This is a genomic window from Horticoccus luteus (assembly GCF_019464535.1).
GTDB classification, from domain to species: Bacteria; Verrucomicrobiota; Verrucomicrobiia; order Opitutales; family Opitutaceae; genus Horticoccus; species Horticoccus luteus.
The window spans coordinates 3,227,425-3,250,836 of the sequence record NZ_CP080507.1; the positions used below are offsets into that span (position 1 = coordinate 3,227,425).

Here is a 23,412-nt window from a genome sequence, read left to right on the forward strand (position 1 = left end):
CCACGCGGCCGCGAAAGATAATTCGCGATCTCCTGTAATATTTCCGGACGCCTTCACTGAACGAAGGGCAAGAGGCACTCCCTCCGCCGCATCCTGCGGTCGAATCGCCTCCTCTCCCTCCGCCCATGAAACTCCCGTTGCCTCCTCTCCTTCCGAGCGCCGCCCTCGCGCTGCTCCTTGGCGCCATCCCGTTTGCCGGGGCGGCCACTTACGATGTCGGCCTTGGCGCCGGCCAGCTTCCGACGCTCGCCAGCGTGCCGTGGGCCTACCTCCAGCCCGGCGATATCGTGAACATCAACGCCAAGCCCGGCGGCTATCACGAAATCATCCAGCTCTCCGCCTCCGGCACCGCCGCGCGGGGCATCCTCATCCGCGGCATTCCCGATCCTGTCACGGGCGCGCTGCCGGTCATCGATGGCGACGGTGCCGTGATGGATCCGCACGTGGACTTCCGCAGCGCCGTCTTCGAACCATGGGGCCTCATCATCGTCTCCCCGCGCGCGGCCGGCTACGTTTACGGCAAGACGTTTCCTTCTTACATCACGATCGAATCGCTCGATCTGCGCAACGCCCTCTACGACCCGTCGGGCGTCCGCCATTTCACCGATCAACACGGCGCCACACGCCTCTTCGATCATTTTGCGTGCGGCATCTATATCGAGTTCGCGCAACACCTCACGATCCGCGGGTGCGAAATCAGTTTCAACGGCAACGGCATCTTCGCCAACTCCAAGAACGGCCCCGCCCAGTCCTCCGCCGATCTCCTCATCGAGAAAAATTATCTCCACGACAACGGCCAGCCCGCAATCGCCGGCCAGACCAACGGCTACGCCGAGCATAACATCTACGTCGAATCCGCGGGCGTCGTTTACCAATACAACCGCTTCGGCTCGCTCCGTCCGTTCTGCCACGGCTGCATGATCAAGGACCGCTCGTCCGGCACCGTCATCCGCTACAACGAGGTCGACAGCTCCACCGTCGGCGATGTGTTCGCCATCCTCGACCCGCAAGGCGGCGCCGGCTACCTCGACCACCAAGCCGACTACCGCGACGCCTTCGTCTATGGCAATATCGTCACGCTCCGGCCCGCGACCGACGGCTCGCTCGGCGGCAACCTCGTCTGGTTCGCTGCTTGCAACGGTCCCTCCTCCTACGCGACCCAGCACCGCGGCACGCTGTATTTTTATCACAACACCATCGCCAATCACCGCGCTGGCATCGGCGCTTTCTCCCTCACCGATCCCGCCTACACCGGCGCCTCCGCCACGCTCGAAAAAGTCGACGTCCGCAACAACGTCTTCTTCACCGACACCGCGATCCAAAACAACGTGTATAACGCGTTCCATTTCGCCGTCACCAACACCGTCACGACCATCGATCTCGGGATGAACTGGGTCAGCCCCGGCACGCAGGCCAACTGGATCAACCACGGTTCCAAAACCGTCGTCACGGGCTGGGCTCATCTCATCGTCGGCGATTTTGCCGGTAAAAATAATCCCAACTTCGTGTCGCTCATCTCCCCCGATTACAATCTCACCGGCGGGTCCGATTCGATCGACGCCGCCGGTCCGCTCGCTCCCGCCGCGCTGGGTAAAGGCTTCATCGTCGACCAGGCCTACGCCGCCCCGCAATCGTCCGTTCCGCGCGCTGTCCTCGGCGCTCAGCCCGATCTCGGCGCACTTGAGACGAGTGCCACCTACACCTCGCCCGCCTTAAACCACGTGCCCGTCGCGGAGCCGTTCTCGCTCAACCTCATCGGCCTCGCCCCCGCGGCCGTCACCCTCGCGGGCTCCGACGCCGATGGTGATCCGCTCGCGTTCGCGTTCACGAAGGTCGGCGTCATCGGCACGCTCACCGGTTCCGCGCCGAACCTCGTCTGCACGCCGACCCCCGGCGTGACCGGCTGCATGATCGTCGGCTATACCGTCGACGACGGCCTGGCGACCTCCGCCCCCGGCTTCATCTTCATTAGTTTCAACGATCCTTCGAATCCTCCGCCCGCCGTCACCCTCGATGCGCCGCTCGCCAACGCCGTGGTCAACAAATCCACGACCGTCACCCTCGCTGCCACCGCGAACGATCCCGACGGAATCAAGCGGGTCGACTTCTTCGTCGGCTCCACGCGTGTAGGCTCTGTGACCGCCGCGCCGTATCAGTTCAACTGGAGCAGTGCCACTCCGGGGCGCTACCAGATCGTCGCGAAAGCTTACGACAACCTCAACGCTTCCTCCTACACCCAGCCGATCTTTATCACGGTGCAATAGTGCAGCGTCACTCGTCCGCCTGCATGGCGTGACGGTCACCCGATCAGACAGCGCGTCGCCGCGGATTTCGGTCCGCGGCGACTTTGCGTTCTACCGATCGCAACGGCCGCAGTTCCGATGCTACGCCGGCCGACGCCGACAAGACTTGCGATTCTCGCGCGCCGCCGCGCAGACGTCGGCGCGAACCGCGCGGGGGAAAGTGCGTCAGCGGACGGACCCCGCCGGCAGCTTTCCCGGGGCGGCGGGATGTGATTTCCGCGACAGAAGAAACGCCACCAGATCATCGATCTCTGCGGGATGCAGCGTCGCCCCAAAGGCCGGCATGTTTCCGCCGCCGTTTACGATGCGGATGATCAGATCGCTCTTCGTCAGCCGGTCCGCCACCGTCGTGAGATTCGGCCCGCGCCGGCCACCGTGGCCTTCGATGAGATGACAGTTCAGGCACGCCTTTTCCTGAAACAATTGCGCACCGCGAAAGACCGGCCCGCTGTCCGCGCCGATGATGGCCGGCGTCAGCGGCACGGGATCGAAATTTGGCGACCAAGGTGAACGCGCGCCCGCAATCCAGAGCGAGCCGATCATGAGCACGCTCAGCAACACCACCGCGATGGCCCAGGGACGCCGCGACGGCGCTCGCTCGCCGCGGTTATTGAGGAGCGGTCCCGCCAACAGCAGAATCCCGATCAACGCCGGTGCGAGGATCATCACGTAGCCTTCGATCTTCGGTGGGATCAACGCCAGCACCGCGAAATACCACAGCAAATACCAATCCGGGCGCGGATCGGCCGCGAGGATGCTCGGGTCCGGCGGCTTATCGAGCGCGGGCGGACCGAACACCAACGCCAGCGTCACAATCGCCAGGATCAAACCCGTGCCGAACACGAAGTCGCGCCACGCTCCGTCCGGCCAGAACGGATGCCCGCTTTTCTGCAGCAGCGCCTCGTATTCCTGGCGATAGGTTTTCGGATCCACCGGCTTGCCCGCCGTCGGCGGCTCCGCGATGCCGTGCCGCAAAACCAGCCGCAAGTGCGCGGCGATGAACAGAAACATTGTCCCCGGTATCACGAAAACGTGGATCGCAAAAAAGCGGCTCAGCGTGGCGCCGCCGATGTTGTTGCCGCCGAGAATGAATCGCGCCAGCCAGTCGCCCACGAGCGGCACGCGGCCCACCTGCTCAGCCGCCACCACCACCGACCACGTCGCATTCTGGTCCCACCGCAGGAGCTGGCCGGTGAACCCCATGACCAGCGTGAAGCCGAGCAACAAAACCCCTGTCGCCCAATTCATCTCCCGCGGGAATTTATACGATCCAAAGAGAAACGTCTGCGCCATGTGCGCGCCCACCATCAGCATCATCGCGGAGGCGCCGAAATAGTGCAGCCCGCGCAGGAAGTTTCCAAACGGCGCGTTTTGCGTGATGAACACCAGCGTCTCGTAGGCTTGCGACGACGACGGCACATACGAAAACGCCAGCGCCACGCCCGTGACCACTTGCACGATAAACGCCACCAGCGTCGCACTCCCAAACACATACCACCAGCGCGCATCGCGCGGCACCAAGTGCTGGAGCGAGGGGCCGATGAGCGCCGTGATGCCCAGCCGGTCATCGAGCCACTGCCACGTGGAACGAAAGGGGTTTCTCATAGCGTCGTCGTGATCGGAATCGGTGCGGCTTTGATCTCCACTTGGCCGCTCGCGATGCGCACCTCGTAGCGTACCAGCGGTGACGGCGGCGGACCGGCGGCCACGGTCCCGTCCGCATAATAAACGCCGCCATGGCACGGGCACATGAACAACTTCGAGCCGGCGAGCCAGCGCACCGGACAACCCATGTGCGTGCAGTGAATGGAAAACGCGGTGAACTGGTCGCTGCTGTCCCGCCGCAGCCACGCCGCGCTCTTGGCGGTGATGCCCGCCCACGGCAACGGCGACGAATCGGGAAACGGCACGCTGATCGTCTGCCCAACTTGAAAGTCATCGACCTTCCCCACCGCAATCCACGACTCCTTCACCTTTCGAAACAGCGGCGCAAAAATGAAGCCCACGAGCGGCACGCCCAAGATCGCCGCGCAAAGTCCGGCCAATCCAAGTGAAAGTCGTCCGAAGAAATCGCGGCGGGAGAGATCCTTTCCCGCGCACCCTTCGCACGGCGTGGAGGGATTATGGTTGGTTTCGTTCATGACGAATTTCAGAGATCCATCCGGCGAGCGAAGCGATGAAGAGCCCGACGCCCACCACCAGCACCACCCACGAGGTGATCAGTCCCCAGAAAATGAACGTCGTGCCCATCGCCAGCCCGGAGGGAAAGAACGTCGGGCGCGGCAGCACTTCGGGCGGGAGCGGCTCCCAGTCCGGCGGCGTGTGAGGCGAAGACGGCGCGTTCATGGTGTGTCGCCCGTCACGGTTCGAGGCGTGCTGGCAAACCACCGCGCGACCTGCGCGAAAATCGCCGCCAGATAAATCAGGCACATCGGCACCCACATCAGCAGGCCGCCCACTTGTTGGTCCCGCTCGGGCGTGAAACCCCAACCGTCGCGCAACGTTGCCATCACACCGAAACGGTCGGCCGCCGGCGCGGCGTAAACGGAGCACACTGTCACCGGCGAAAACGTGATGATGATTCCGAGAATGCTGCACGTCACACAGGCGCTGAACAGATAGAGCACTGCCGCCGGCGGCGCGAGCCGCTCCGCCTCACGCGGCGCCAGAATCGGCCGCCAGAACAGGCAACCCAACACCAGCAACGACACCGTCTGCAACGCGTGGACCGGCCGCGAAGCCACCGCGGCGTCGCACAACGCCGGCACGTGCCAGAACCACATCGCGCCCACTCCCGCCAGCCAGCCGGTCAACGGGTGCCGAAGTAGTCGTGGTCGCATCGCGAGGGACCACGCCCGAGGCAGGCTGAGCAGCACGCACGCCGGCACGATCAACAGCAGCAGGATATGTTGCGCCATGTGGGCGCTGAACAGGTAACCATCCGCGAGCGCGTTCAGCGGCGAAAGCAGCGTGAGCCAGGCCACCGCGAGCGCCGCCCCAAACCACGCCAGCCGCCGCGAAGCGCGACACCAGATGAGATACGCCGCGAGCGCCGCCATGCCGCACGCCAGAATGGGCACGTTGCACGTCCACGCCGAGAGCAGGAATTCGCGAGTGTTCATCGGAAGCGGGGCAGCAAATAGACGACCGTGAAAACGACGACCCAGACGGCGTCGACGAAATGCCAATAGAGCCCAACGGCTTTCAGCGCCGGCGAATGGCGGCGGCGGAAATCACCGGCCATGGCGAGCCAGAGGACGACTAACAGCGCGATCAGGCCCACGCACACATGCAATCCGTGAAACCCGGTGAGCGTGAAGAAAGTGGTGGCGAACAGGTTCGAATCCACCCGCGCGCCGTGGTGGAAAAGATCCCAGTATTCCCACGCCTGCCCCACGATGAAAACACCGCCCAGCACCAGCGTCGTCCCGAGCCAGACCGCCAGCTTGCGAGGTTGCCCGCGCTGTTCGCTGACCTCGGCGCGCCAGAGCGTCAGGCTGCTCGCCAGCAGACAGAGTGTAAAGAACCCGGTCTTCAGCAGCTTCAAATCCGCCGGGCCCGGCCCCGGCTGGGGAATCGCGTTGTAGAAGAGAAACGCCAGAATCAACACGCCGAAGAACCCCGTCTCGGAAATGATGAAGGCAATAATGCTCGTGCGGTTTTTTTCCGGCGCCATTGCGTCCGTCTTTCCTCTCGTGCCCACGGGCGGGTCGGGCCGATCCGGATTCGCCACATCCCACAACGGCCGCCGGCTGCGGATCGGCGGCAGCGCGTGGAAATTTTCATGCGGCGGCGGCGAGGTGGTCGCCCATTCCAGCGTCCACGCCTGCCAGGGATTGTCTCCCGCCAGCTTCCCGCGCAGCAGGCTCACGCCGAGATTCCACACCAACAATATTGCCGCCGCCGCCATCAAAAATGCACCGAAGGTGGACAGCAGATTCATCCCCTCCCATCCCGGCAGATCAGGATAGGTGAAGACGCGGCGCGGCATGCCGGCCAGGCCCAGCAAATGCTGCGGAATGAACGTCAGATTGAAACCCGCCACCATGAGCCAAAACGTCCACTTTCCGATCCGTTCCGAGAGCATCCGGCCGCTCATTTTCGGCACCCAATAATGCAGCGCGCCGAGGATCGCGAAGACGATCAGGCCGACGAAAACAAAATGAAAATGCGCCACGAGGTAGTAACTGTTTTTCGTCTGCCAATCGAGCGCCGCGACCGCGAGACTCACCCCCGTCAAACCCGCGAGAAGAAATTGCGCCAGCGCCGCCACGCAGAACAGCATGGGTGTATCCAGGCGGATACGCCCGCCGAGCATGGTCGCCGCCCACGCGAGGACTTTGATCCCCGTCGGAATCGCGATCAACATGCTCGACGCAACGAAGAACAAATCCACCGCGTGCCCCAGGCCCACCGTGAACATGTGGTGCGCCCACACCAACAAACTCAGAAAGGCGATCGCCACTGTGGAGCCCGCCACGAACTCGTAGCCGAAGATCGGTTTGCGCGAAAACACCGGGATGATCTCCGACAAAATCCCGAACGCCGGCACCGCCACGATATAGACTTCCGGATGGCCGAACGCCCAGAAGATGTGCTGCCACATGATCGCCGATCCGCCGCCCGACGGCAGAAAAAAGTGCCCGCCGAGTTGTCGGTCGATCAGCAGCATCGCCAATCCGGCGTTGAGCACCGGCAACGCGATGATGACGAGGAAGGAGTTGACCAGAATCATCCACGAAAACAGCGGCAGACGGCGCAACGTCATGTGCGGCGCCCGCCGGCTCAGCACCGTCACCAGCAGATTGATCGACGTGCCGACGGAGCCGATGCCGAGCACCAACAACGCCAGCGCCCAGTAATCCACGCCCAGTTGCGGCGAATACGGCGTCTCGCTCAACGGCGCGTAGGCGAACCAGCCGACGGCCGGCGCTCCCCCCGTGAGAAAACTGAAATGCAGCAGGATGCCCCCGAACGGCACCAGCCAGAAGCTGAACGCGTTGAGGCGCGGAAACGCCATGTCGCGCGCGCCGATCTGCAACGGCACCACGTAGTTCGCGAGGCCGAAAAGCGCCGGCATCGCGACGAGAAAAATCATCGTCGTGCCGTGCATCGTGAACAGCATGTTATACGTATCCGGCGCGAGCAGGGAGCTGACCGGCGTCGCCAGTTGCAACCGGATCAACAACGCCTCGACGCCGCCCACCACGAAGAAGAACAGCGCCGTCACCAGATAAAGGATCCCGATGCGCTTGTGGTCGACGGTCGAGAGCCAGGCGATTTTCCAATGCTCGCGCTCGGCGGCGGTGAGCAGACCAGCCCGATCCAATGCGCTCGCGACTTCGTTCATTGGAGCGTCTCCAGATAAGCGACGAGCTGCGTGACCTGCTGGTCGGTAAACTTGAAGTCAGGCATCTTCACGCCCGGCTTCACCTCCTGCGGATTCGTAAGCCAGCGCCGAAGATTGGCCGCCGTATTCGCCGCGATGCCGGCGCCCAAGTGGCGGCGGCTCGCGAAATGCGTGAGATCGGGGCCGACGCGCGCACGCGCCGCCGTGCCCGCAATCGCGTGGCAACTCAGGCAACTCGTTCGCGCAAACAACGCGAGTCCCTCCGCGGCCGCCCCGGCCGCAGGCGCAGCCGCCGGCCGGAGTTGCGCTTTTTGCCACGCCGCGAAATCCGCCGGCGATTCCACGATCACCGAAAAGTGCATCCACGCGTGTTGCGTGCCGCAAAACTCCGAGCAGATCCCGAGAAACGTGCCCGTGCGATCGGCCTCGAGCCAAAGGTGATTTGGATGACCCGGCACCGCGGTGATTTTTCGCGCCAGCTCCGGCACCCAGAATTCGTGCAACACATCGCTCGACTCTAGCTTCACGGAAAATGGCCGGCCCACCGGCAGATGGATTTCGTTGGCGGTCACCACGCCCGACTCGGGATAGCGCACTTCCCACCACCACTGATGCCCCGTAACAATCAAGTCCGGCGCCGGCGCCGGCGGCGGATCGGCCAGGCTCATGGCGCGTGCGGTGAGCATAAACAACGCCGCCACGATCGCGCAGGGAATCGCGGTCCAAATAATCTCGATCTTGAGATTGCCCGCGAGTTGCACCGGCTCGGGTTCCCCCTCCCGCCAGCGAAATCGCATCAGCGCATACACGATGAGACCCGCCACGATCACAAAAATGGCACCGAGGATGATCGCCGTCACCACGCCGAGATTGAACATGGCGTGCGCCTGCGGCGATTCGGGCGCCAGCACCCGCAGCGCGGCACCGATCGGCAGGACTGATTCGGGATCAGACGGCATCGGAGCGAAACAGCGGGTTCATCTTGATTTCGGTGACGAGCGCAGGCGGCGGTTGATCCGAAACGGGTCAGCGGGCGGGCCGCGCGATAAGCGCAACGCGCTTTGGACCTAAAACGAAGACCGATGCTCCCGGGAGCGCCAGAGAATTTTCCGTCTCGTTGGTGTGCGCCATCACCGCCGCGGCGCTGGGCGGACTTAGTCCGTTACGCAAGTCTCGGTTGAACCGCCTCCAAGCGCCGGCTCAGCCGCGCACGGCCGTCGCGCCGGACGCGTCGTCGGGAGGAAAGCTCCCAACGCGCGCTCATGGCCCGCCCTGATAACCTTCGCCCTCCACTCGTCTATGATAGCGCGTCCTCGTTTCCCGCCACCGCCCTTTCCTTTCCCATCTACCTTTGCCGCGCTCGTCCCCGCCATGAAATCAGACACCCCCGCCGCCAAAGAACGCGAAGAAGCACAGGTCGAAAACCGCGTCGCGCCTCCCGGCGAAATCGTTTACGAAGCGATTTATCGCGAAGGTGAACACGAACTGAGCCGCCCCGCCCGCGCCCTCGCTTGGTCCGGTCTCGCCGCGGGGCTTTCAATGGGATTCTCGTTTCTCGCCGAAGCGTTGCTCCTGCAGCATCTCCCGCCCGCCGTGTGGACCTCTGCCGTCAGCAAGATCGGTTACAGCATCGGCTTTGTGATCGTGATCCTCGGGCGACAGCAGCTGTTCTCCAAAAACACGCTCACCGTGATTCTGCCGCTGCTCAACCGCCGCAGCCACGCCGGTCTCTGGCATGTCGCCCGCCTCTGGGTCATCGTGCTCGTCGCCAATCTGGTCGGGGCACTCTTGTTCGCTTGGATGCTCGCCTACAGCGGCGCATTTCCGCCCGCGATGCACGCCGTGTTCGACAAACTCGGCGAAGAAATGCCGCGCGGGCCTTTCTGGCCCGTGATGATTCGCGCCGTGATCGCGGGCTGGCTGATTGCGTTGATGGTCTGGCTTCTGCCCTTCGCCGAAACCGCCCGCGTCTGGATCATTGTGGTCATCGCCTACCTCGTCGGGCTCGGCCCCTTTCCGCATATTATCGCCGAGTCGGTCTCGGCGTTCTACCTCCTGATCACGGGCCAGGTTTCCCTCGGCGTGTGCCTCGGCGGATTCATGGTGCCCACATTCTTGGGCAACGTGGTCGGCGGCGTCGCGCTCGTGGCCGCCCTCGCCCACGCCGAACTCGCCGAAACCGCGAAACCCAAGCGCGCGCGCGCCTCCCGGTCACTCCATCCGCCGAAGCCGTAGCAATCCTCCCGGCACCGCCTCTCGGGCAACCACGCGACTGCACCCATCCGGGCTCGAATGCAGCAGCCGTGGCGGCAGCATCAATCCCCGGGGATTCTTATTCGCGTTTTTAGTGTCCATTCGTGATTCACTGCTTTCTTCCACGCATCTCGCGGCCCTCCGCACTTTTGCCTTCTCCGCGTCCGCTGCGTGCTCTGTGCTTATGTCATGCAACTGACCAAACACTGGGCCGCGACGCTCGACGATTACGCCATCGACCTCGCTTGGTCGCCCGACGGCACGCAACTCGCCGCTGTGTCCGCCTCAGGTCCGGTGTCTCTTTTCGCCGCCGACGACGGCGCCCTGCGCCATCTCCTGCCGGGGCATGACGACGGCACCAACTGCCTCGCGTGGCTGCCCGCGCCCCGCACTCCCGCCGGCGCTCCGGCGAACACCGCGCCTGCTGCCGCGTCCGCGTTGCTCGCCACCGGCGGTCAGGATGGCGCCGTGAAATTCTGGGATGCCGTCGCCGGCCAGCACACCGCCACCGCCGCGCTCGGCTCCGCCTGGGTCGAACACCTCGCTTGGTGCGCCCCGTCCGCCCCCGCGGCATCGTCCGCCGGCGCGCCCCTCCTCTTCGCCGCCGCCGGCCGCCAACTCGCCGCGTTGCGCGCCGACGCCTCCGTCGCCCACACGTTTCCCCTCGCGCCAAAAACCATCTCCGCCCTCGCCGCGCATCCCGCCGGCGGAGCGGTCGCTTCTGCGTATTTCGGCGGCGTCGCCCTCTGGGACACCGATGATTTTCTCGCGCAGAAAACCTTCACTTACGGCAACGGCATCGTCGCCCTCGTCTGGTCGCCCGACGGCCGCTGGCTGGTCTCCGGCAATCAAGACCCCTCTGTCCACCTCTGGATTCCCGAAGAGGACGTGGAACTCCAGATGAGCGGCTACGAAACCAAGGTCACCCAGCTCTCCTTCGACCAGGCCTCCCGCTGGCTCGCGACCAGCGGCGGCCGCGAAGCCTGCCTCTGGGATTGCAGCGGCGCCGGCCCCGAAGGCCGCGAACCCGCGATGCTTCCGCACGAAGCGCCCGTCTGCGCCGTGGCATTTCAACACAACCACAACCTCCTCGCCACCGCCGCAAAGGATGGCGTCGTGATGATCTGGAGTCCCGAGCGCAAGCAACCGCTTCGCGCCACCGTCAAAATGCCCGTCGCCGCCACGAAACTCGCGTGGTCGCCCGACGACCGCCACCTGGCCATCGGCAGCGAAAAGGGCATCGTCTACGTCCTTCGCGCCGAAGCCTGATCCCCATTGCCGTAGCTTGACCCCGGCGGCGTCGCTCGTGAACGTCGCCGCCTCACCATGCCGAGCGCTCCAGGCCACATGGATTCTTCGTTTTCCATTTTCATCAGCTACGCCTCGGCCGATCGCGCGCAGGCCCGCTTGCTCGGTCACACCATGGCCGACGCCGGCCTGGATGTCTGGTTCGACGAAGAGGAACTCGCCGGCGGCGAAGCGTGGGATGCGAAAATCCGCCAGCAAATCCGCACCTGCACCTATTTTCTGCCGGTCATCTCCGCCACAACCGAGATGCGCAGCGAAGGCTACTTCCGCCGCGAATGGCGCCTCGCCGTCGAACGCACCCTCGATCTCGCCGACGACGTCACCTTTCTCGTGCCCGTCGTGATCGACGACACCCCGGAGTATCAAGCCCGCGTCCCCGAAAAATTCTCCACCGTCCAATGGCTCCGCTGCCCGGGCGGTGTCGCGACGCCGCAACTCGCCGCGCTCGCCCGTCGCCTCGCCGCCGGCCCGTCTGCCCCACCCGTGCCAGGCAGCCGCCGCAGTGCGCCGCCCAAAATCGGCTCCGCCTCCCGCGACCCCGCGTCCTCTCGCCTCCGCGAGTTGCCCGTCTTCCCCGCGTTTCCTGAAGCCGGTCACCGCCTACGCTTCGCCTACGATCTCGTCGTCTGGCTCGGCCGCTTCGCCACCGCCCTTTGCCTGCGCCTGCCCCGCTGGATCCGGATTCTGCTCGTCGTGCTGATCATTTCAAAAGCCATCAGCGCTTTCTTCCGCGCCCGTCAGGATTCCGCGCCCGCCCGCGAACGCTCCGCCGCTCACGTCATCGACAAAGCCAACCGCACGCGGGCCGCCCTCGAGGGCGACGCTCTTTCCGACAAAATCATCGCCGCCGCCGGCACTGCGATCGACACCCTCCAGAGCGGCCGACCGCTGGCCGTCGTGGCTTTCGCGAGCACCGACGCCGCGCTCAAATCCACCGCTCTCGGCGCGTTCAGCGCCCTGCATGCCCAACTCGAAGCCGCCGGCCACGAAGACGAGGTTTCCGTCGGCGCGATGGCGTTGCCGCCCACCTACACCGACGCCGATGTCGTCGCGCGCTCGGCCGTTCTAAAATGCCGGTGGTTTCTTACCGGCGTCGCCCGCCCGGCAGGAGGCGACAACTTTGCCCTCGAGGTGAAGCTCTACGAAAGTGCCACGGGCAAAGTGATCTGGCAGACCACGCGCACCGCCGACCGCAGCGCAGCGGCCGCCGTCGGTCGCGCGCTCGCCGACGACGTGCTTCAGCACATCGATTTCACCGCGGCCCCGGCGCCGTAGTTCCACGCTCCGTCGTCGCGGAGCGCCTCGCCGTTTCGCGCACTCTCACCGTCACCCGCTGCCGCCGTGGCGCAGCGCATCAGCGGGTGGACAGTTCGATCGCGACGGCCCGTCGGCGACGGTGTCGCGCACTCCGCTCGGACGCCCCGCGCCCGTTCAGAAATCGAAGCCGATCATCAAGCGCAGCAACCGGTAATCCGACGCCCGCACATCCGGATTGTTGTAACGCACCTCATGGCGCACGCCGACGGTGAGCGTCTCGGTCAACTTCTTATTGATCTCGAAACGATTCTCCCAACCCGCGTCCTGATTCGCGAGCGCGTAGTAATACACCGCACGATCGTTGAGCGTGATGCGCCACGGCAACTTCGCCTCCCACTCGCCGAAGAGCGACTCGATGTTGCGCTCGTTGTGCCCGCCCTGCGTGAGCTGCCACGAATCGAACACGTTCTCGGAAACACCCACGCGCACCTTGTGCGCCGTCGTGTTCACGAGATTCACACCGACGCCGAGCTCCTCCTGCAACAGCACGTAATCCGCCGGCACGTTGTTGATGAAATACGCCCGGTTCCACTCGATCGTCGGCCGGTAGGTGAAGAACAACTTGTGCGGCAGATCGTGCCGGTAGGAAGCGTTCGCCCTCACGATATCCGTCGAGCGCGAGTTATCCACCGAACTGAAATCGTAACGCCCGTTGATCTGCACCTCGTCGCTCGTCCATTTGCGCTGCACCTTCGCCTCGACCATCGCGCTGTTGCGCGTCGCCGTATCCGAGGCCATGTCCGCCGAAAACGAGAACCGGCCGTGCCACGCGCCAAAATATTTGCGCAACGCCAACGCCATCGCCCGCGGCGAAAACGGTGCCCGCGCCAGCCAGAACGTCGACTCTTCCTCCGCCTCTTCCGCCGTCACGCCCGGCGCCGGCGGCGTTTTCGCCGCGACAACCTCCTTCGGCTTCTCCGCCAAAATCACTTCCGCATCCTTCACGGGCACGCGCAACAACCCGAAACGCTCCGACCGAAACACAATCACGTCGCCCGCCTTCTCCACCAGATGCCCGCCCACCCGATCACCATCGTTGTAAACCAGTTCATCCAGCGCCGGTTTGGCCGGAACAGGCACGACCGTGCCGCTCGCGTCTGCCGCCCGCGCCCAGCCCGCGCTGCCCACGAGCAACGCCAATGACCACACCGCTGATTTCCAAGTCCGCCGCATCAGATCTGACACGCGCGTTTCGACGTATGGGCGTTCACAGAGTTTCATGAAATTTTCAGCGATGGCCCGCGCGGCGCGCTAATGCCGCTCCAACTAATGCACAGTCCCGCCCGCCTTCAACCGCCGCTCGGCCCTGCGCTGAAATAATTTTCCCGCCGGCTCACACCAGGCAGGCCGCCAGCCCCGCCCGAATTTCCGCCTCCGGCAGAGTCACGCCGATAAACACCAACTCCTGCCGACGATCCCCGTGCGGCTCCGCCCAGCGCTCCCGCGTGCTCGGCGGAATCTCCGCGTCCGTGACCACCCCGCGCTCACGCAAAGCCGCCGCCCACGTGCCGATAAACTCCAAACGCGCCGCGCCACCCGCCACCGAGGCAAACCCCATGTCCGCCGCGCGCTCGCGCACCCAGAAGAAGCCCTTCGCCCGCAACAACCCTTCCGGCAACGCCGCCTCGAACCACGCCCGCAATTTCTCCTCCGCGAACGCCCGCCGCTCCTCGTAAACGAAGCTCGTGATGCCAAACGCCGCCTCATGCCGCCCCGCCACCGCCGGCCCCGTTCGCACCGCCGCGTGGCGCGCCGCGCCGCCCAGCAATCGCACCCATTCCGCCGCGCCCGGCGTCACGTCCGCTTGAAAGCGCACCCGCCCGACCACCTCCGCCGCCGCCACGCGCCCTTGGGCCACGCGCCAGATTTCCGCGCGCGCATTGACGGCGCGCACCAACGCTTCGACGCGCCGCACCGCCTCCGCCGTGGCGACGTCGCACTTGTTCAACACCACCACGTCCGCGCACTCGACCTGTTCCAACATCAAATCAAACACCGGTTTCACGCCGCTCGCCGCCCTCTTTCTCCCGTCGCGCGACTTGCGTTCCTCCACCTCGAACTGCCGCGCATCGACCACGGTCACCAACGCACTCAACTGCGCAAAATCATCCAGCTTCCGTCCGAAGGGATTGGTCCGCGTAAACAGCCGCACGATCGACCGCGGATCGGCCACCCCCGTCGCCTCCACAAACACATGCGCGTAATCCCCCGTGGCCGCCAGTTCCGCCAACGTCTCCGCCAGTTCGTCGCGCACCGTGCAGCACACGCAACCGTTCCCGAGCGGCACCACCCGTTGCGCCCCGGCGGCCGCGACCAGCGCCGCATCGATGTTGATCGCCGCCACGTCGTTCACGATCGCCGCCCACCGGCGCCCCTCCGCCTGCCCCAGCAGGTGCCGCAGCAACGTCGTTTTGCCCGCGCCGAGGAAACCGCTCAACACCGTCACCGGCGGACGCGATCGGGGAGAATCTGAGGGCGGGACCATCTTGCGCAGGCTTCCATCGTGGCCAGAAAAAGGCACGCTTCAACCCATGCTCACCTTCGCGCGCCGCTTCGCATTTTTTCTCGCGACCGCCGCCGCGCTCGCCGCCGCCGACCGCGTCTCCGTCGCCGCCGCCGCCAACCTCGTTTACGCCCTCGACGCCCTCAACGCCGCCTTCCGCGCCACCGAGCCCGGCACCACCGTCGTCGTCACCACCGCCGCCTCCGGCAACCTCGTCGCCCAGATCCGCAACGGCGCCCCTTACGACGTCTTCCTCTCCGCCGATCTTGCTTACCCGCGCACGCTACTCACCAGCGGCGACGCCGCCGCCGGCACACTCACGCCTTTCGCCGTGGGCCGCCTCGTCGTCTGGACGATGCGCCCCGAACTCGACCTCGGTTCCGTCGGCGTCCTCATGCGCAACACCGCCGTGCACAAAGTCGCCCTCGCCCAACCCGAGACGGCGCCCTACGGCCGTGCCGCCCGCGAAGCGCTGCGCAAACTCGAAGTCTGGTCGGAGGTGCAGGGGAAAATCGTGATCGGCGACAGCGTCTCGCAAGCGGCTCAATTCGTGCAGTCCGGCAACGCCGATTGCGGGTTCGTCGCTCTTTCGCTCGTCGTCTCGCCCGAGCTCACGGGCAAAGGCCGCTATCTCGAAGTCCCGCTCGAACTTTACTCGCCGATCACCGAAGCCGCCGTGCTCACGACGTTCGGACGCGAAAACGCCGCCGCCCGCCGTTATCTCGCGTTTCTCGTCAGCCCGGCGGCGCGCGAAATTTTCACCCGCTTCGGCTATGGCATTCCCCCCGCCGGTGCCGTCGCGCCCGTCGCGCCGCCCGCCACGTCGCCTGCGAGCTGACGCCGCCCCGCCCCACGAAGATTCACTGGAGCTTGCCGGCGGGTTGTGGAACGCTCGCCGCTCTCCGTGTCCGACGCCGCGTCCACCTTCCTCGGCCTTTCCGCTCCGCTCTGGCAAAGCCTCGGGCTGACACTTCGCCTCGCGGCTTGCACGACGATCATTCTCGGCGTGATCGGGCTCCCGCTCGCGCGTTGGCTTAACCGCACCCGCTGCCGCCTCGCGCCGATCCTCGAAACATTCGTCACGCTGCCCGTCGTCCTGCCTCCCACCGTCATCGGCTTCTATCTGCTGCTCGCGTTTTCCCCCCAACACGCACCCGGCTCCTGGTGGCGCGCGGTCGTCGGCCTGCCGCTCGCGTTTTCGTTCACCGGCCTCGTCATCGCGTCGGTGATTTATTCGCTGCCTTTCGCCGTGCAACCGTTTCAAGCCGCACTCCGCTCCGTACCGCATGACTTGCTCGACGCCGGCGCAGCGAGCGGCGCTTCCCCGTGGCGGGTTTTTCTTCGCCTGCACATTCCCCTCGCCTGGCGCGGCCTGCTCGCCGGCCTCACGCTCGGCTTCGCCCACACGCTCGGTGAATTTGGCGTCGTGCTGATGATCGGCGGCTCGATCCCGGGCGTCACCAAAGTCGCCAGCATCGCCCTCTACGACGAAGTGCAACGTCTCGATTACGCTCAAGCCCACGGCCTCGCCGCAGTCCTTCTCGCGGTCTCCTTCATCCTGCTGTTTCTGGTCACGCTGCTGCAACGCCGCGCGCGCTGACCTTTGCGTCCCCGACACCATTTTCCTCCCGCTCGGGCCAATTCACGTTTAACGTCCGCCTGCCATGCTTCGCGTCGTCGCCCTCGTTCTCTGCTCCACCTTCCTCACCGCCTCCGCCGCGGCGGCCGATGCCTCGCTTCACCTTGCCGCCCTCCCCGCCCCCGGCGCGCCCCACGCGAGCGCGCCCGCGTTCGCCACGTCGCCCGACGGCGCTGTTTATCTGAGCTGGCTCGAACCCGCGGGCGAGGCGCAGGCCGCCTTGCGGATCGCGCGCTACGATGCCGCGACCGGCCAGTGGACCGCTCCGCACACGATCGCCACCACCCGCGCGTTCGCGTCCGATCGCACCGCGCCGCCCCAACTCGCCGCCGCCAACAATGGTCAACTCGCCGCCGTCTGGACCACCCCGCCCGATGCGAAAAACATTTCCGCCTGGGTCAGCCGCAGCTCCGACGCCGGCACCACCTGGTCGGCACCGGAGCCCCTCACCACCGCCTCCGCCACCGTCGAATTTCCCGCCGTCGCGCTCTCGCCCCAAGGCCGCGCTTTCTCGGCGTGGCTCGATGGCCGCGCCCATCCCGGCGGCCCCACGCAACTCTCCATCCGCCCCTTGGCCACCGGCGCCACCGCAGACGCCGTCGATCAACGCGTCTGCGATTGTTGCGCCCCCGCGCTTCTTGCGTTTCCCGACGGCTCCGCCCTCGTCGCCTATCGCGATCGCTCCTCCGAAGAAGTGCGTGATATCGCCGTCGCACGTTTCACCGACGGTGAATGGAGCGAACCAACTCCGCTCAACGAAGACGGCTGGCACCTTGACGGCTGCCCGGTCGACGGCCCGCGCCTCTCCGCCGTCGGCGGCCACGTCGCCGCCATCTGGTTTACCGCCGCCGACCACGACCCTCGCGTGCTCACCTCCTTTTCCCCCGACGCCGGTGAACGCTTCACCATGCCGCAACGCGTCGAGCTGCGCCGCGCCGTCGGTCGGCCCGATATCGTCAGCCTCCGCGACGGCACCCGCGTCGTCTCGTGGATCGAAGCGGCTGACCCGTCGGAAAAGCGTCCCGCCACCCTCTATGCCCGCCGCGTTTCGCCGCAGGACGAGCTCGGTGAACCCGTCGCCCTCGCACCGGCGAACGACGTGCGCGCGCTCGGCTTTCCCCGCCTCGCCTTGGTAAAAGATTACGACCAAACCCCCGCGCAGGTGGTCGCCGTTTACGGCACCGACGACGGCCTCGCCGCCACCCTCCTCACGCTGCCGCCCCTTTCCGCTCTCGCGGGCCGTGCGCCATGCGCGCCCTGCGATGAAGCCGAAGCCGCCGCCGCCCGCGGTTTTGCGCTGCGCGGCGAAGTCGTTTCCCTCACTCCCGCGCGCCACACGGTCCTCGTGAAACATGACGCGATTCCCGGCGTCATGCAGGCGATGACCATGGAGTTCACCGTCGACGACGCCACGTTCCGAGCCCTCGCCGTGGGACAAACCATCCTCGGCCGTATCGAGCGGCGCGGCCGCACGTGGTGGCTTTTCGCCGTGAAAACGATCGGCGCAGCGCAGTCCTCTTGACGCGTTTGCTACAAATCAGTCTTCACCACTCGTGATTTCGCGTTCTCACCGCCCTTCGTTCCTGCGCCGCACGCTCGCGGTCGCCGCCGCGTTGATCGTCCTCGCGCTCACGATTCTGGCGGTCAGTCCCGCGCTGCACGCGCGACTCCACGCCGCCACACCTGATCACGCCGGCGAACAAGGCTGCGTCGTCTCCCTCTTCGCCCAAGGCATCGAGCCGTTGCTCGCCGCCGCGGTGCTGATTGCAGCGCCGGTCATACACGCGCTCGTCGCACCCCGCCCCGTCCGCGAAATCTTTCTCGTCGCCCCGCGCTTTCTGCGTTTGCCCGAGCGCGGTCCACCCGGCTCCTGAATCCTGCCTGTCGTTTTCGCGCATCGCGCGGAAACGAGCTTCGCGCGCGCGCTTTCCCCCGAGTTGGCGGCGCTGCGCGCTCACCACCCGTTCGCTCATGGATTCAACATGCCTAAAAATTTTCGCCTCCTTTTTTTCGTTCTCACTTCCACCGCGCTCCTGCGCGCCCAGTCCACGCCTCCGCCGGCTCCGCCCAACGACGACACCGTCCATCTCGATGCCTTCGTCGTGACGGCCGGCGGCAATGGCCAGACCGCCTTCGATCTCGCGCAAGGCACCTCCATCCTCACCGGCGCCGAGCTGGCGCGGCGCACCCAGCCCTCACTCGGCGAAACGCTCTCCGCCACGCCCGGCGTCACCTCGACATATTTCGGCCCGGGCGCCAGCCGGCCTGTGATCCGCGGCCTCGGCGGCGATCGCATCCGCGTTCTCGCCAACGGCGTCGGCTCGCTCGATGCGTCCAACGTCAGCCCCGATCACACGACCGCGCTCGAACCGCTCTTCGCCTCACGCATCGAGGTGTTGCGCGGCCCGTCCACTCTCCTCTACGGCAGCTCCGCGGTCGGCGGCGTGGTCAACGTGATCGACAACGCGATCCCTTCCGTCGCCGGTGATGGCACGGCGCACGGCGCGTTCGAGGTCCGCGGCCTCGGTGCCGCCGATGAACGCGCCGCGCTCGCCAGCATCGAGTCTGGCACCGCCACCTTCGCGCTGCACGTCAACGCTCTGCGCCGCCGCACCGGCGACGTGGCGATCCCGGGCGTCGCCCGGATCGATGCCGCCGCGCCCCCCGATCAGCCCACCGGCACGTTGCCGAATTCCGCCACCGACACGCAAAGTGGTTCCGTCGGGGGCACCGCCTTCTGGAGTGCCGGCCACCTCGGCGCCGCGCTCACCCAATATCAAACGATCTACGGTGTGCCCACCGGCGAAGACCCGCCTGTCAGCATTAATCTCAAGCAAACCCGCTTCGATCTCGACGGCGAGATCACCGAACCTTTCGGCATTTTCCGCAGCGCCACCGCCCGCTTTGGTTATGCGCGTTATCGCCACAGCGAACTCGACGGCAGCGACATCGGCACCACGTTCCACAACCGCGCATGGGAAGGCCGCCTCGAACTCCCGCACGTTGCCCTCGGCGATTTCTCCGGCACCGTCGGCGTGCAGAGTTCGTTCAGCGATTTCTCCGCCACCGGTGAAGAGGTGGTCACCCCGCCCTCGCGCACCGGGACGGCGGCCCTCTTCGCTCTCGAAGAGTGGAAACGCCCCCGCCTCACCCTGCAGCTCGGGGCTCGTTACGAACGCCAGTCCATCACGCTCGGCGAGGTCGCGCCCGGCCTCCCGTCGCCTCCCGGTTACACCGCCACAAGCGGCGAAAAAAAATCCCTCGGCGGCGTCAGCGCCTCCTCCGGCGTCGTCGTTTACCCGGCCGAAAACTATTCGGTCGGCCTCTCGCTCGCCTATTCCGAACGCCTGCCCACCGTGCAGGAATTGTTTTCCAACGGCCCGCACGGCGGCACCGCCGCCTACGAGGTCGGCACGTCCACGCTCGGCGTGGAGCGCTCGCTCGGTGCCGATCTCAGCGTCCGCAAACGCGCCGGCTTCGTCACTGGCAGCCTCGGCGCTTTCGTGAACCGGTTCCGCGACTACGTTTACGAAGAACCGCTGGCCTCCAACGCGATTCCCGCCGTCAACAATCCCGACGCGCTCACGCCCTACCAATTCGTCGCGGCCGATGCGTTGTTTTACGGCGGTGAGGCGGAGCTGACTTTCCACCTCGTCGACCGCCCTGGCCGGCGTTTCCACACCACGCTCCTCGGCGACTACGTGCACGCCCAGCAAACCACCGCCGATACCCCTCTGCCCCGCCTCCCTCCGCTGCGCTATGGCGTGCGTTTCGATCTGGGCGACGAACACTGGGACGCGAGCGCCGAGATCCGCCACAACCTCCGCCAAAATCGCGTCAGCCCCGGCGAGACGCCGACCGCCGCCGCTACGCTCCTCAACGCGAATCTCGCCTACACGCTTCCCGTCGGCCGCTGCACCTACGCGTTTTTTCTCCGCGCCGACAACCTCGCGAATGCGGAGGTGCGCGTCTCGACCTCGTTTCTCAAAGATCTCGCGCCGCTGCCCGGCCGCAGCCTCACCCTTGGCGTGCGCACAAGCTTCTGAGCCCGCGATGAACCCGACCCTTGATCGGCGGCGGACATCCCGGCGCCGCCGATCAACGACGGCGGGCGCTCGCAGGACACGTGGCGACAATGGCGCCTCGCGATGAACCGACGCCGAAACCTCTGGTCAGTGTTGGGCGTGCGCGCGATGCACCGTTGAGCCATGCCCCCCGTTTCGATCCCCGTCTCCACTTACCTCCTCGTGTCGCTCGTCGCCGGCGTCGTCGGTGCCATCGCCATGTATATCGTCATGCGCCTGCTCAATGTGCGCAACTGGGCGCATGGCGACATGGTCGCCGCCGTCGGCAGCATGATCACCAAGCGCCGGGAAAACAGCTTCGCCGTCGGCGCGCTCGTGCACCTGGTCGTCGGTGTCGTCTTCGCATTTCTCTATCTGTTGGGCTTCGCGAGAATCGGTTTCATCCACTTTCCCGCCGCACCGATCGCCGGCCTTTTTATCGGTGCATTGCACGGCTCGGCGGTGGCCATCGCCCTGGTGTGGGTTGTCTCGGACCAACACCCCTTGCAGGAGTTTCAACGCGCGAGCCTGGCCGTCGGCGTGCTGCACTGCATCGGTCACTGCGTCTTCGGCCTCGTCGTCGGCTTGGTGATTGCGAGCTGGCCAATTTGAACCGCGGCCGCCGCTGAACCGGTTCAGCTATCCAGGCCGAAAACCGCCTTCGCGTAATTTTCGATCGAGAACGGCTGCAAATCCTCCGGCTGCTCGCCGAGGCCCAGAAAATAAATCGGCACCTTGAGCTGCCGGTAAATACCCACGAGCGCTCCGCCGCGACTCGTGCCATCGAGCTTCGTCACCACGAGACCGGTCAACCCGAAATGCTGGTGAAACACCTTCGCCTGCTCGATCGAGTTGCTGCCCAGCGAGCCATCGACCACGAGCCAGCGATGCTGCGGCGCTGACGGATCGTGTTTTTGCAACACACGCCGGATTTTCGCCAGTTCCTCCATCAGGTTGCTCTTCGTGTGCAACCGCCCCGCCGTGTCGATGATGAGATAGTCGCGTTCGCGCGCCTTCGCCGCCTGCCAGCCGTCAAACGCCACCGCGGCGGAGTCCGCCCCGGTGTGACTCGCGACAATCTCCAAATCCAGACGCTGGGCCCAACTCTTCAGTTGCTCCACGGCGGCCGCGCGAAACGTATCGCACGCCGCCAGCGTCACCGTGCGCCCGTCCTGCTTGAGCTTCCACCCGAGCTTCGCCGCCGTCGTGGTTTTGCCGGAGCCATTCACGCCGATCATCGCGATGACGATCGGTTTTTTCTCCGCCGCTCCATCCGCTAATTCAGGCGCGCTCCTTTCACCCCGCAACGCGTTTAGTGTAGACGGGGTGCCCTCACCCCGCAACGCGGCCCCCTCCAGCGTCCCCTCACTCCCCGCCAGCACGCGCCGCAACACCGCCGCACCAATTTCCGCCGCCTGCCGCCCCTGAAGATCCTTGTCCTTCCCGTAAGCCTTTTTGATCTCGGCGAGAATTTCCGTCGTCGTCTCCACGCCAAAATCAGCCGTGTAGAGCGCCTCTTCGAGTTCCCCGAGCGATGCCGCGTCGATCTTGCGTCCGCCAAACAACCCGCGCGTTTTCGCCGCGATGCTCGAAACGGTTTTCGAGAAACCTTCTTTGAATTTTTTAAACAGGCCGAACATGGGAAAAGTGATGCCCCAGGCGTGCCAGGTGACAAGCGAGCCGGTGTTCCGGCTCACCACCCGTCACGCGCCACCCCTCACTCGGTCGTCACCTTGCGCGCATCGCGCCCGAGCTGATCCTTCAACCGGTCGAGAATGCCGTTGATGAAGCGCTTCGAGTCGGCGTTGGAAAACTCTTTCGACAGATCGATCGCTTCGTTGATCGAAACGACCGGCGGAATATCCTTCCGATAAATCATCTCGAAAATCGCCACGCGCATGATGCCGAGGTCGATTTTGGCGATGCGCTCAAATTCCCAGTTGTGGGCCAGCGTGCGAATGCGGCCATCGATGTCGTCGATGTGTTCCAGCACGCCATGAATCAACTCCTCGCCAAACGCGTAGTGCTCGCGCGGTTGGTCGAGATGTTCGAAAAACTCCCGCAAATCCTCGAGCAGATTGGCCGGCCGGTTAAGGCTCCACGCATAAAGGTATTGGAGCGCAGCCACCCGGCCGTCGCGTCGCTGGGCGAACTGGATTTTGCTCATCGGGACAATCTCCTGCGCAACGCCGCCATCTCAAGCGCGGCCGTCGCAAATTCTCCGCCGCGGTTGATCTTTCCGCGGCAACGCGCGACCGCCTGCGGCCGCGTATTGGTCACGATTACGCCATTGATCACGGGCACCCGCGTCTCCACCGCCACCTGTTGCAACGCCGCCGACACGCTCGCGCCGACCATCTCATGGTGCGAGGTATCGCCGCCGATCAACACGCCCAGCGCGATCACCACATCAGGCCGCCCCCGCCGCGCCAGTTCGTTGGCCGCCCACGGCACCTCGTGCGAACCCGGCACGCGCACCAGGATGAGCGCGGTTTCCTTCACGCCGGCGCCCAGCAAACCCTTCATCGTGCGTTCCAGCAAGGCATCCACCAACGACTCGTTGTAGCGCGCCGCCACCAGGCCGACGCGAAACGCGGAGCCATCGATCGCCGTTGCACTGGGAGCTGCGAGACTCATGAACCCGCTATGCCGAGGCCCAAACGCGCCTGCGGCAA

General features: G+C 65.5%; 21 protein-coding genes. 10 read left to right on the plus strand and 11 right to left on the minus strand.

The annotated features are described in order from the left end of the window. Positions 1–125: 125 nt before the first annotated feature. Positions 126–2,264 (plus strand): Ig-like domain-containing protein, encoded by a 2,139-nt coding sequence (locus tag K0B96_RS13240; RefSeq protein WP_220161363.1) that lies wholly within the window; start codon positions 126–128, stop codon positions 2,262–2,264. Positions 2,265–2,468: 204 nt separating this feature from the next. Here the strand turns inward: K0B96_RS13240 and K0B96_RS13245 are convergent, their stop codons facing one another. The 6 genes from K0B96_RS13245 to coxB are packed head-to-tail and all read right to left on the minus strand — an operon-like array spanning position 2,469 to position 8,612. Then, positions 2,469–3,908: a cytochrome b N-terminal domain-containing protein gene (locus K0B96_RS13245; protein WP_220161364.1), complete on the minus strand. Its 1,440-nt coding sequence runs from the start codon at positions 3,906–3,908 to the stop codon at positions 2,469–2,471. Next, complete coding sequence (locus K0B96_RS13250) at positions 3,905–4,444, minus strand: QcrA and Rieske domain-containing protein (RefSeq protein ID WP_220161365.1); 540 nt, start codon at positions 4,442–4,444, stop codon at positions 3,905–3,907. Before K0B96_RS13250 ends, K0B96_RS13245 begins: the two co-directional genes overlap by 4 nt. Continuing rightward, entirely contained in the window at positions 4,425–4,649 is a 225-nt protein-coding gene (locus tag K0B96_RS13255) for a hypothetical protein (protein WP_220161366.1), read from the minus strand. The genes K0B96_RS13250 and K0B96_RS13255 overlap by 20 nt, the downstream gene beginning before the upstream one ends. Continuing rightward, complete coding sequence (locus K0B96_RS13260) at positions 4,646–5,425, minus strand: cytochrome c oxidase assembly protein (protein ID WP_220161367.1); 780 nt, start codon at positions 5,423–5,425, stop codon at positions 4,646–4,648. Before K0B96_RS13260 ends, K0B96_RS13255 begins: the two co-directional genes overlap by 4 nt. Beyond that, complete coding sequence (gene ctaD / locus K0B96_RS13265; RefSeq protein ID WP_220161368.1) at positions 5,422–7,653, minus strand: cytochrome c oxidase subunit I; 2,232 nt, start codon at positions 7,651–7,653, stop codon at positions 5,422–5,424. The genes K0B96_RS13260 and ctaD overlap by 4 nt, the downstream gene beginning before the upstream one ends. After that, positions 7,650–8,612: a cytochrome c oxidase subunit II gene (gene coxB / locus K0B96_RS13270; RefSeq protein WP_220161369.1), complete on the minus strand. Its 963-nt coding sequence runs from the start codon at positions 8,610–8,612 to the stop codon at positions 7,650–7,652. Before coxB ends, ctaD begins: the two co-directional genes overlap by 4 nt. A gap of 412 nt (positions 8,613–9,024) precedes the next feature. Between coxB and K0B96_RS13275 the strand changes: the two genes are divergently transcribed. The 3 genes from K0B96_RS13275 to K0B96_RS13285 all read left to right on the plus strand — a co-directional run bounded on the left by K0B96_RS13275 (position 9,025) and on the right by K0B96_RS13285 (position 12,489). Beyond that, positions 9,025–9,888 carry a formate/nitrite transporter family protein gene (locus K0B96_RS13275; RefSeq protein ID WP_220161370.1) on the plus strand — a complete coding sequence of 288 codons (864 nt, stop codon included), beginning with the start codon at positions 9,025–9,027 and terminating at the stop codon, positions 9,886–9,888. Between the two features lie 207 nt (positions 9,889–10,095). Then, positions 10,096–11,175, plus strand: a complete 1,080-nt coding sequence (locus tag K0B96_RS13280) for a WD40 repeat domain-containing protein (RefSeq protein WP_220161371.1) — start codon at positions 10,096–10,098, stop codon at positions 11,173–11,175. A gap of 78 nt (positions 11,176–11,253) precedes the next feature. Next, positions 11,254–12,489: a toll/interleukin-1 receptor domain-containing protein gene (locus K0B96_RS13285; protein ID WP_220161372.1), complete on the plus strand. Its 1,236-nt coding sequence runs from the start codon at positions 11,254–11,256 to the stop codon at positions 12,487–12,489. 156 nt (positions 12,490–12,645) lie between these two features. Here the strand turns inward: K0B96_RS13285 and K0B96_RS13290 are convergent, their stop codons facing one another. Continuing rightward, positions 12,646–13,752, minus strand: a complete 1,107-nt coding sequence (locus tag K0B96_RS13290) for a DUF481 domain-containing protein (protein ID WP_220161373.1) — start codon at positions 13,750–13,752, stop codon at positions 12,646–12,648. Positions 13,753–13,864: 112 nt separating this feature from the next. Beyond that, a complete protein-coding gene (locus tag K0B96_RS13295) occupies positions 13,865–15,016 on the minus strand; it encodes a CobW family GTP-binding protein (protein ID WP_255558667.1) in 1,152 nt (383 codons plus the stop codon). Between the two features lie 46 nt (positions 15,017–15,062). Between K0B96_RS13295 and modA the strand changes: the two genes are divergently transcribed. From modA to K0B96_RS13325, 6 genes are all read left to right on the plus strand, one after another. Beyond that, complete coding sequence (modA, locus tag K0B96_RS13300; RefSeq protein WP_220161374.1) at positions 15,063–15,872, plus strand: molybdate ABC transporter substrate-binding protein; 810 nt, start codon at positions 15,063–15,065, stop codon at positions 15,870–15,872. A gap of 66 nt (positions 15,873–15,938) precedes the next feature. After that, entirely contained in the window at positions 15,939–16,634 is a 696-nt protein-coding gene (gene modB / locus K0B96_RS13305) for a molybdate ABC transporter permease subunit (RefSeq protein ID WP_220161375.1), read from the plus strand. 64 nt (positions 16,635–16,698) lie between these two features. After that, a complete protein-coding gene (locus K0B96_RS13310; protein WP_220161376.1) occupies positions 16,699–18,195 on the plus strand; it encodes an exo-alpha-sialidase in 1,497 nt (498 codons plus the stop codon). Positions 18,196–18,226: 31 nt separating this feature from the next. Beyond that, positions 18,227–18,547, plus strand: coding sequence for a hypothetical protein (locus tag K0B96_RS13315; RefSeq protein ID WP_220161377.1), 321 nt, complete (start codon positions 18,227–18,229; stop codon positions 18,545–18,547). A gap of 108 nt (positions 18,548–18,655) precedes the next feature. Continuing rightward, complete coding sequence (locus K0B96_RS13320) at positions 18,656–20,719, plus strand: TonB-dependent receptor (protein WP_220161378.1); 2,064 nt, start codon at positions 18,656–18,658, stop codon at positions 20,717–20,719. 162 nt (positions 20,720–20,881) lie between these two features. Further along, on the plus strand, positions 20,882–21,349 hold the full coding sequence (locus K0B96_RS13325; RefSeq protein WP_220161379.1) for a hypothetical protein: 468 nt from the start codon (positions 20,882–20,884) through the stop codon (positions 21,347–21,349). A 23-nt stretch (positions 21,350–21,372) separates the two neighbouring features. Here K0B96_RS13325 and ftsY read toward each other — a convergent pair whose 3' ends face one another. The 3 genes from ftsY to ribH form a co-directional block, all read right to left on the minus strand. Further along, positions 21,373–22,377, minus strand: a complete 1,005-nt coding sequence (ftsY, locus tag K0B96_RS13330) for a signal recognition particle-docking protein FtsY (RefSeq protein ID WP_220161380.1) — start codon at positions 22,375–22,377, stop codon at positions 21,373–21,375. Between the two features lie 77 nt (positions 22,378–22,454). Beyond that, positions 22,455–22,904, minus strand: a complete 450-nt coding sequence (gene nusB, locus K0B96_RS13335; protein ID WP_220161381.1) for a transcription antitermination factor NusB — start codon at positions 22,902–22,904, stop codon at positions 22,455–22,457. Then, the gene (ribH, locus tag K0B96_RS13340; protein ID WP_220161382.1) at positions 22,901–23,374 is read right to left on the minus strand and encodes a 6,7-dimethyl-8-ribityllumazine synthase; all 474 of its coding nucleotides are present in this window, start codon (positions 23,372–23,374) and stop codon (positions 22,901–22,903) included. The genes nusB and ribH overlap by 4 nt, the downstream gene beginning before the upstream one ends. Between the last annotated feature and the right edge of the window lie 38 nt (positions 23,375–23,412).

What these genes read in the sequence shown, in the direction of transcription:
- K0B96_RS13240 (WP_220161363.1), top strand. Translation starts at nt 126, where the DNA reads ATGAAACTCCCGTTGCCTCCTCTCCTTCCGAGCGCCGCCCTCGCGCTG.
- K0B96_RS13245 (WP_220161364.1), bottom strand. Translation starts at nt 3,908, where the DNA reads ATGAGAAACCCCTTTCGTTCCACGTGGCAGTGGCTCGATGACCGGCTG.
- K0B96_RS13250 (WP_220161365.1), bottom strand. Translation starts at nt 4,444, where the DNA reads ATGAACGAAACCAACCATAATCCCTCCACGCCGTGCGAAGGGTGCGCG.
- K0B96_RS13255 (WP_220161366.1), bottom strand. Translation starts at nt 4,649, where the DNA reads ATGAACGCGCCGTCTTCGCCTCACACGCCGCCGGACTGGGAGCCGCTC.
- K0B96_RS13260 (WP_220161367.1), bottom strand. Translation starts at nt 5,425, where the DNA reads ATGAACACTCGCGAATTCCTGCTCTCGGCGTGGACGTGCAACGTGCCC.
- ctaD (WP_220161368.1), bottom strand. Translation starts at nt 7,653, where the DNA reads ATGAACGAAGTCGCGAGCGCATTGGATCGGGCTGGTCTGCTCACCGCC.
- coxB (WP_220161369.1), bottom strand. Translation starts at nt 8,612, where the DNA reads ATGCCGTCTGATCCCGAATCAGTCCTGCCGATCGGTGCCGCGCTGCGG.
- K0B96_RS13275 (WP_220161370.1), top strand. Translation starts at nt 9,025, where the DNA reads ATGAAATCAGACACCCCCGCCGCCAAAGAACGCGAAGAAGCACAGGTC.
- K0B96_RS13280 (WP_220161371.1), top strand. Translation starts at nt 10,096, where the DNA reads ATGCAACTGACCAAACACTGGGCCGCGACGCTCGACGATTACGCCATC.
- K0B96_RS13285 (WP_220161372.1), top strand. Translation starts at nt 11,254, where the DNA reads ATGGATTCTTCGTTTTCCATTTTCATCAGCTACGCCTCGGCCGATCGC.
- K0B96_RS13290 (WP_220161373.1), bottom strand. Translation starts at nt 13,752, where the DNA reads ATGAAACTCTGTGAACGCCCATACGTCGAAACGCGCGTGTCAGATCTG.
- K0B96_RS13295 (WP_255558667.1), bottom strand. Translation starts at nt 15,016, where the DNA reads ATGGTCCCGCCCTCAGATTCTCCCCGATCGCGTCCGCCGGTGACGGTG.
- modA (WP_220161374.1), top strand. Translation starts at nt 15,063, where the DNA reads ATGCTCACCTTCGCGCGCCGCTTCGCATTTTTTCTCGCGACCGCCGCC.
- K0B96_RS13310 (WP_220161376.1), top strand. Translation starts at nt 16,699, where the DNA reads ATGCTTCGCGTCGTCGCCCTCGTTCTCTGCTCCACCTTCCTCACCGCC.
- K0B96_RS13320 (WP_220161378.1), top strand. Translation starts at nt 18,656, where the DNA reads ATGCCTAAAAATTTTCGCCTCCTTTTTTTCGTTCTCACTTCCACCGCG.
- K0B96_RS13325 (WP_220161379.1), top strand. Translation starts at nt 20,882, where the DNA reads ATGCCCCCCGTTTCGATCCCCGTCTCCACTTACCTCCTCGTGTCGCTC.
- ftsY (WP_220161380.1), bottom strand. Translation starts at nt 22,377, where the DNA reads ATGTTCGGCCTGTTTAAAAAATTCAAAGAAGGTTTCTCGAAAACCGTT.
- nusB (WP_220161381.1), bottom strand. Translation starts at nt 22,904, where the DNA reads ATGAGCAAAATCCAGTTCGCCCAGCGACGCGACGGCCGGGTGGCTGCG.
- ribH (WP_220161382.1), bottom strand. Translation starts at nt 23,374, where the DNA reads ATGAGTCTCGCAGCTCCCAGTGCAACGGCGATCGATGGCTCCGCGTTT.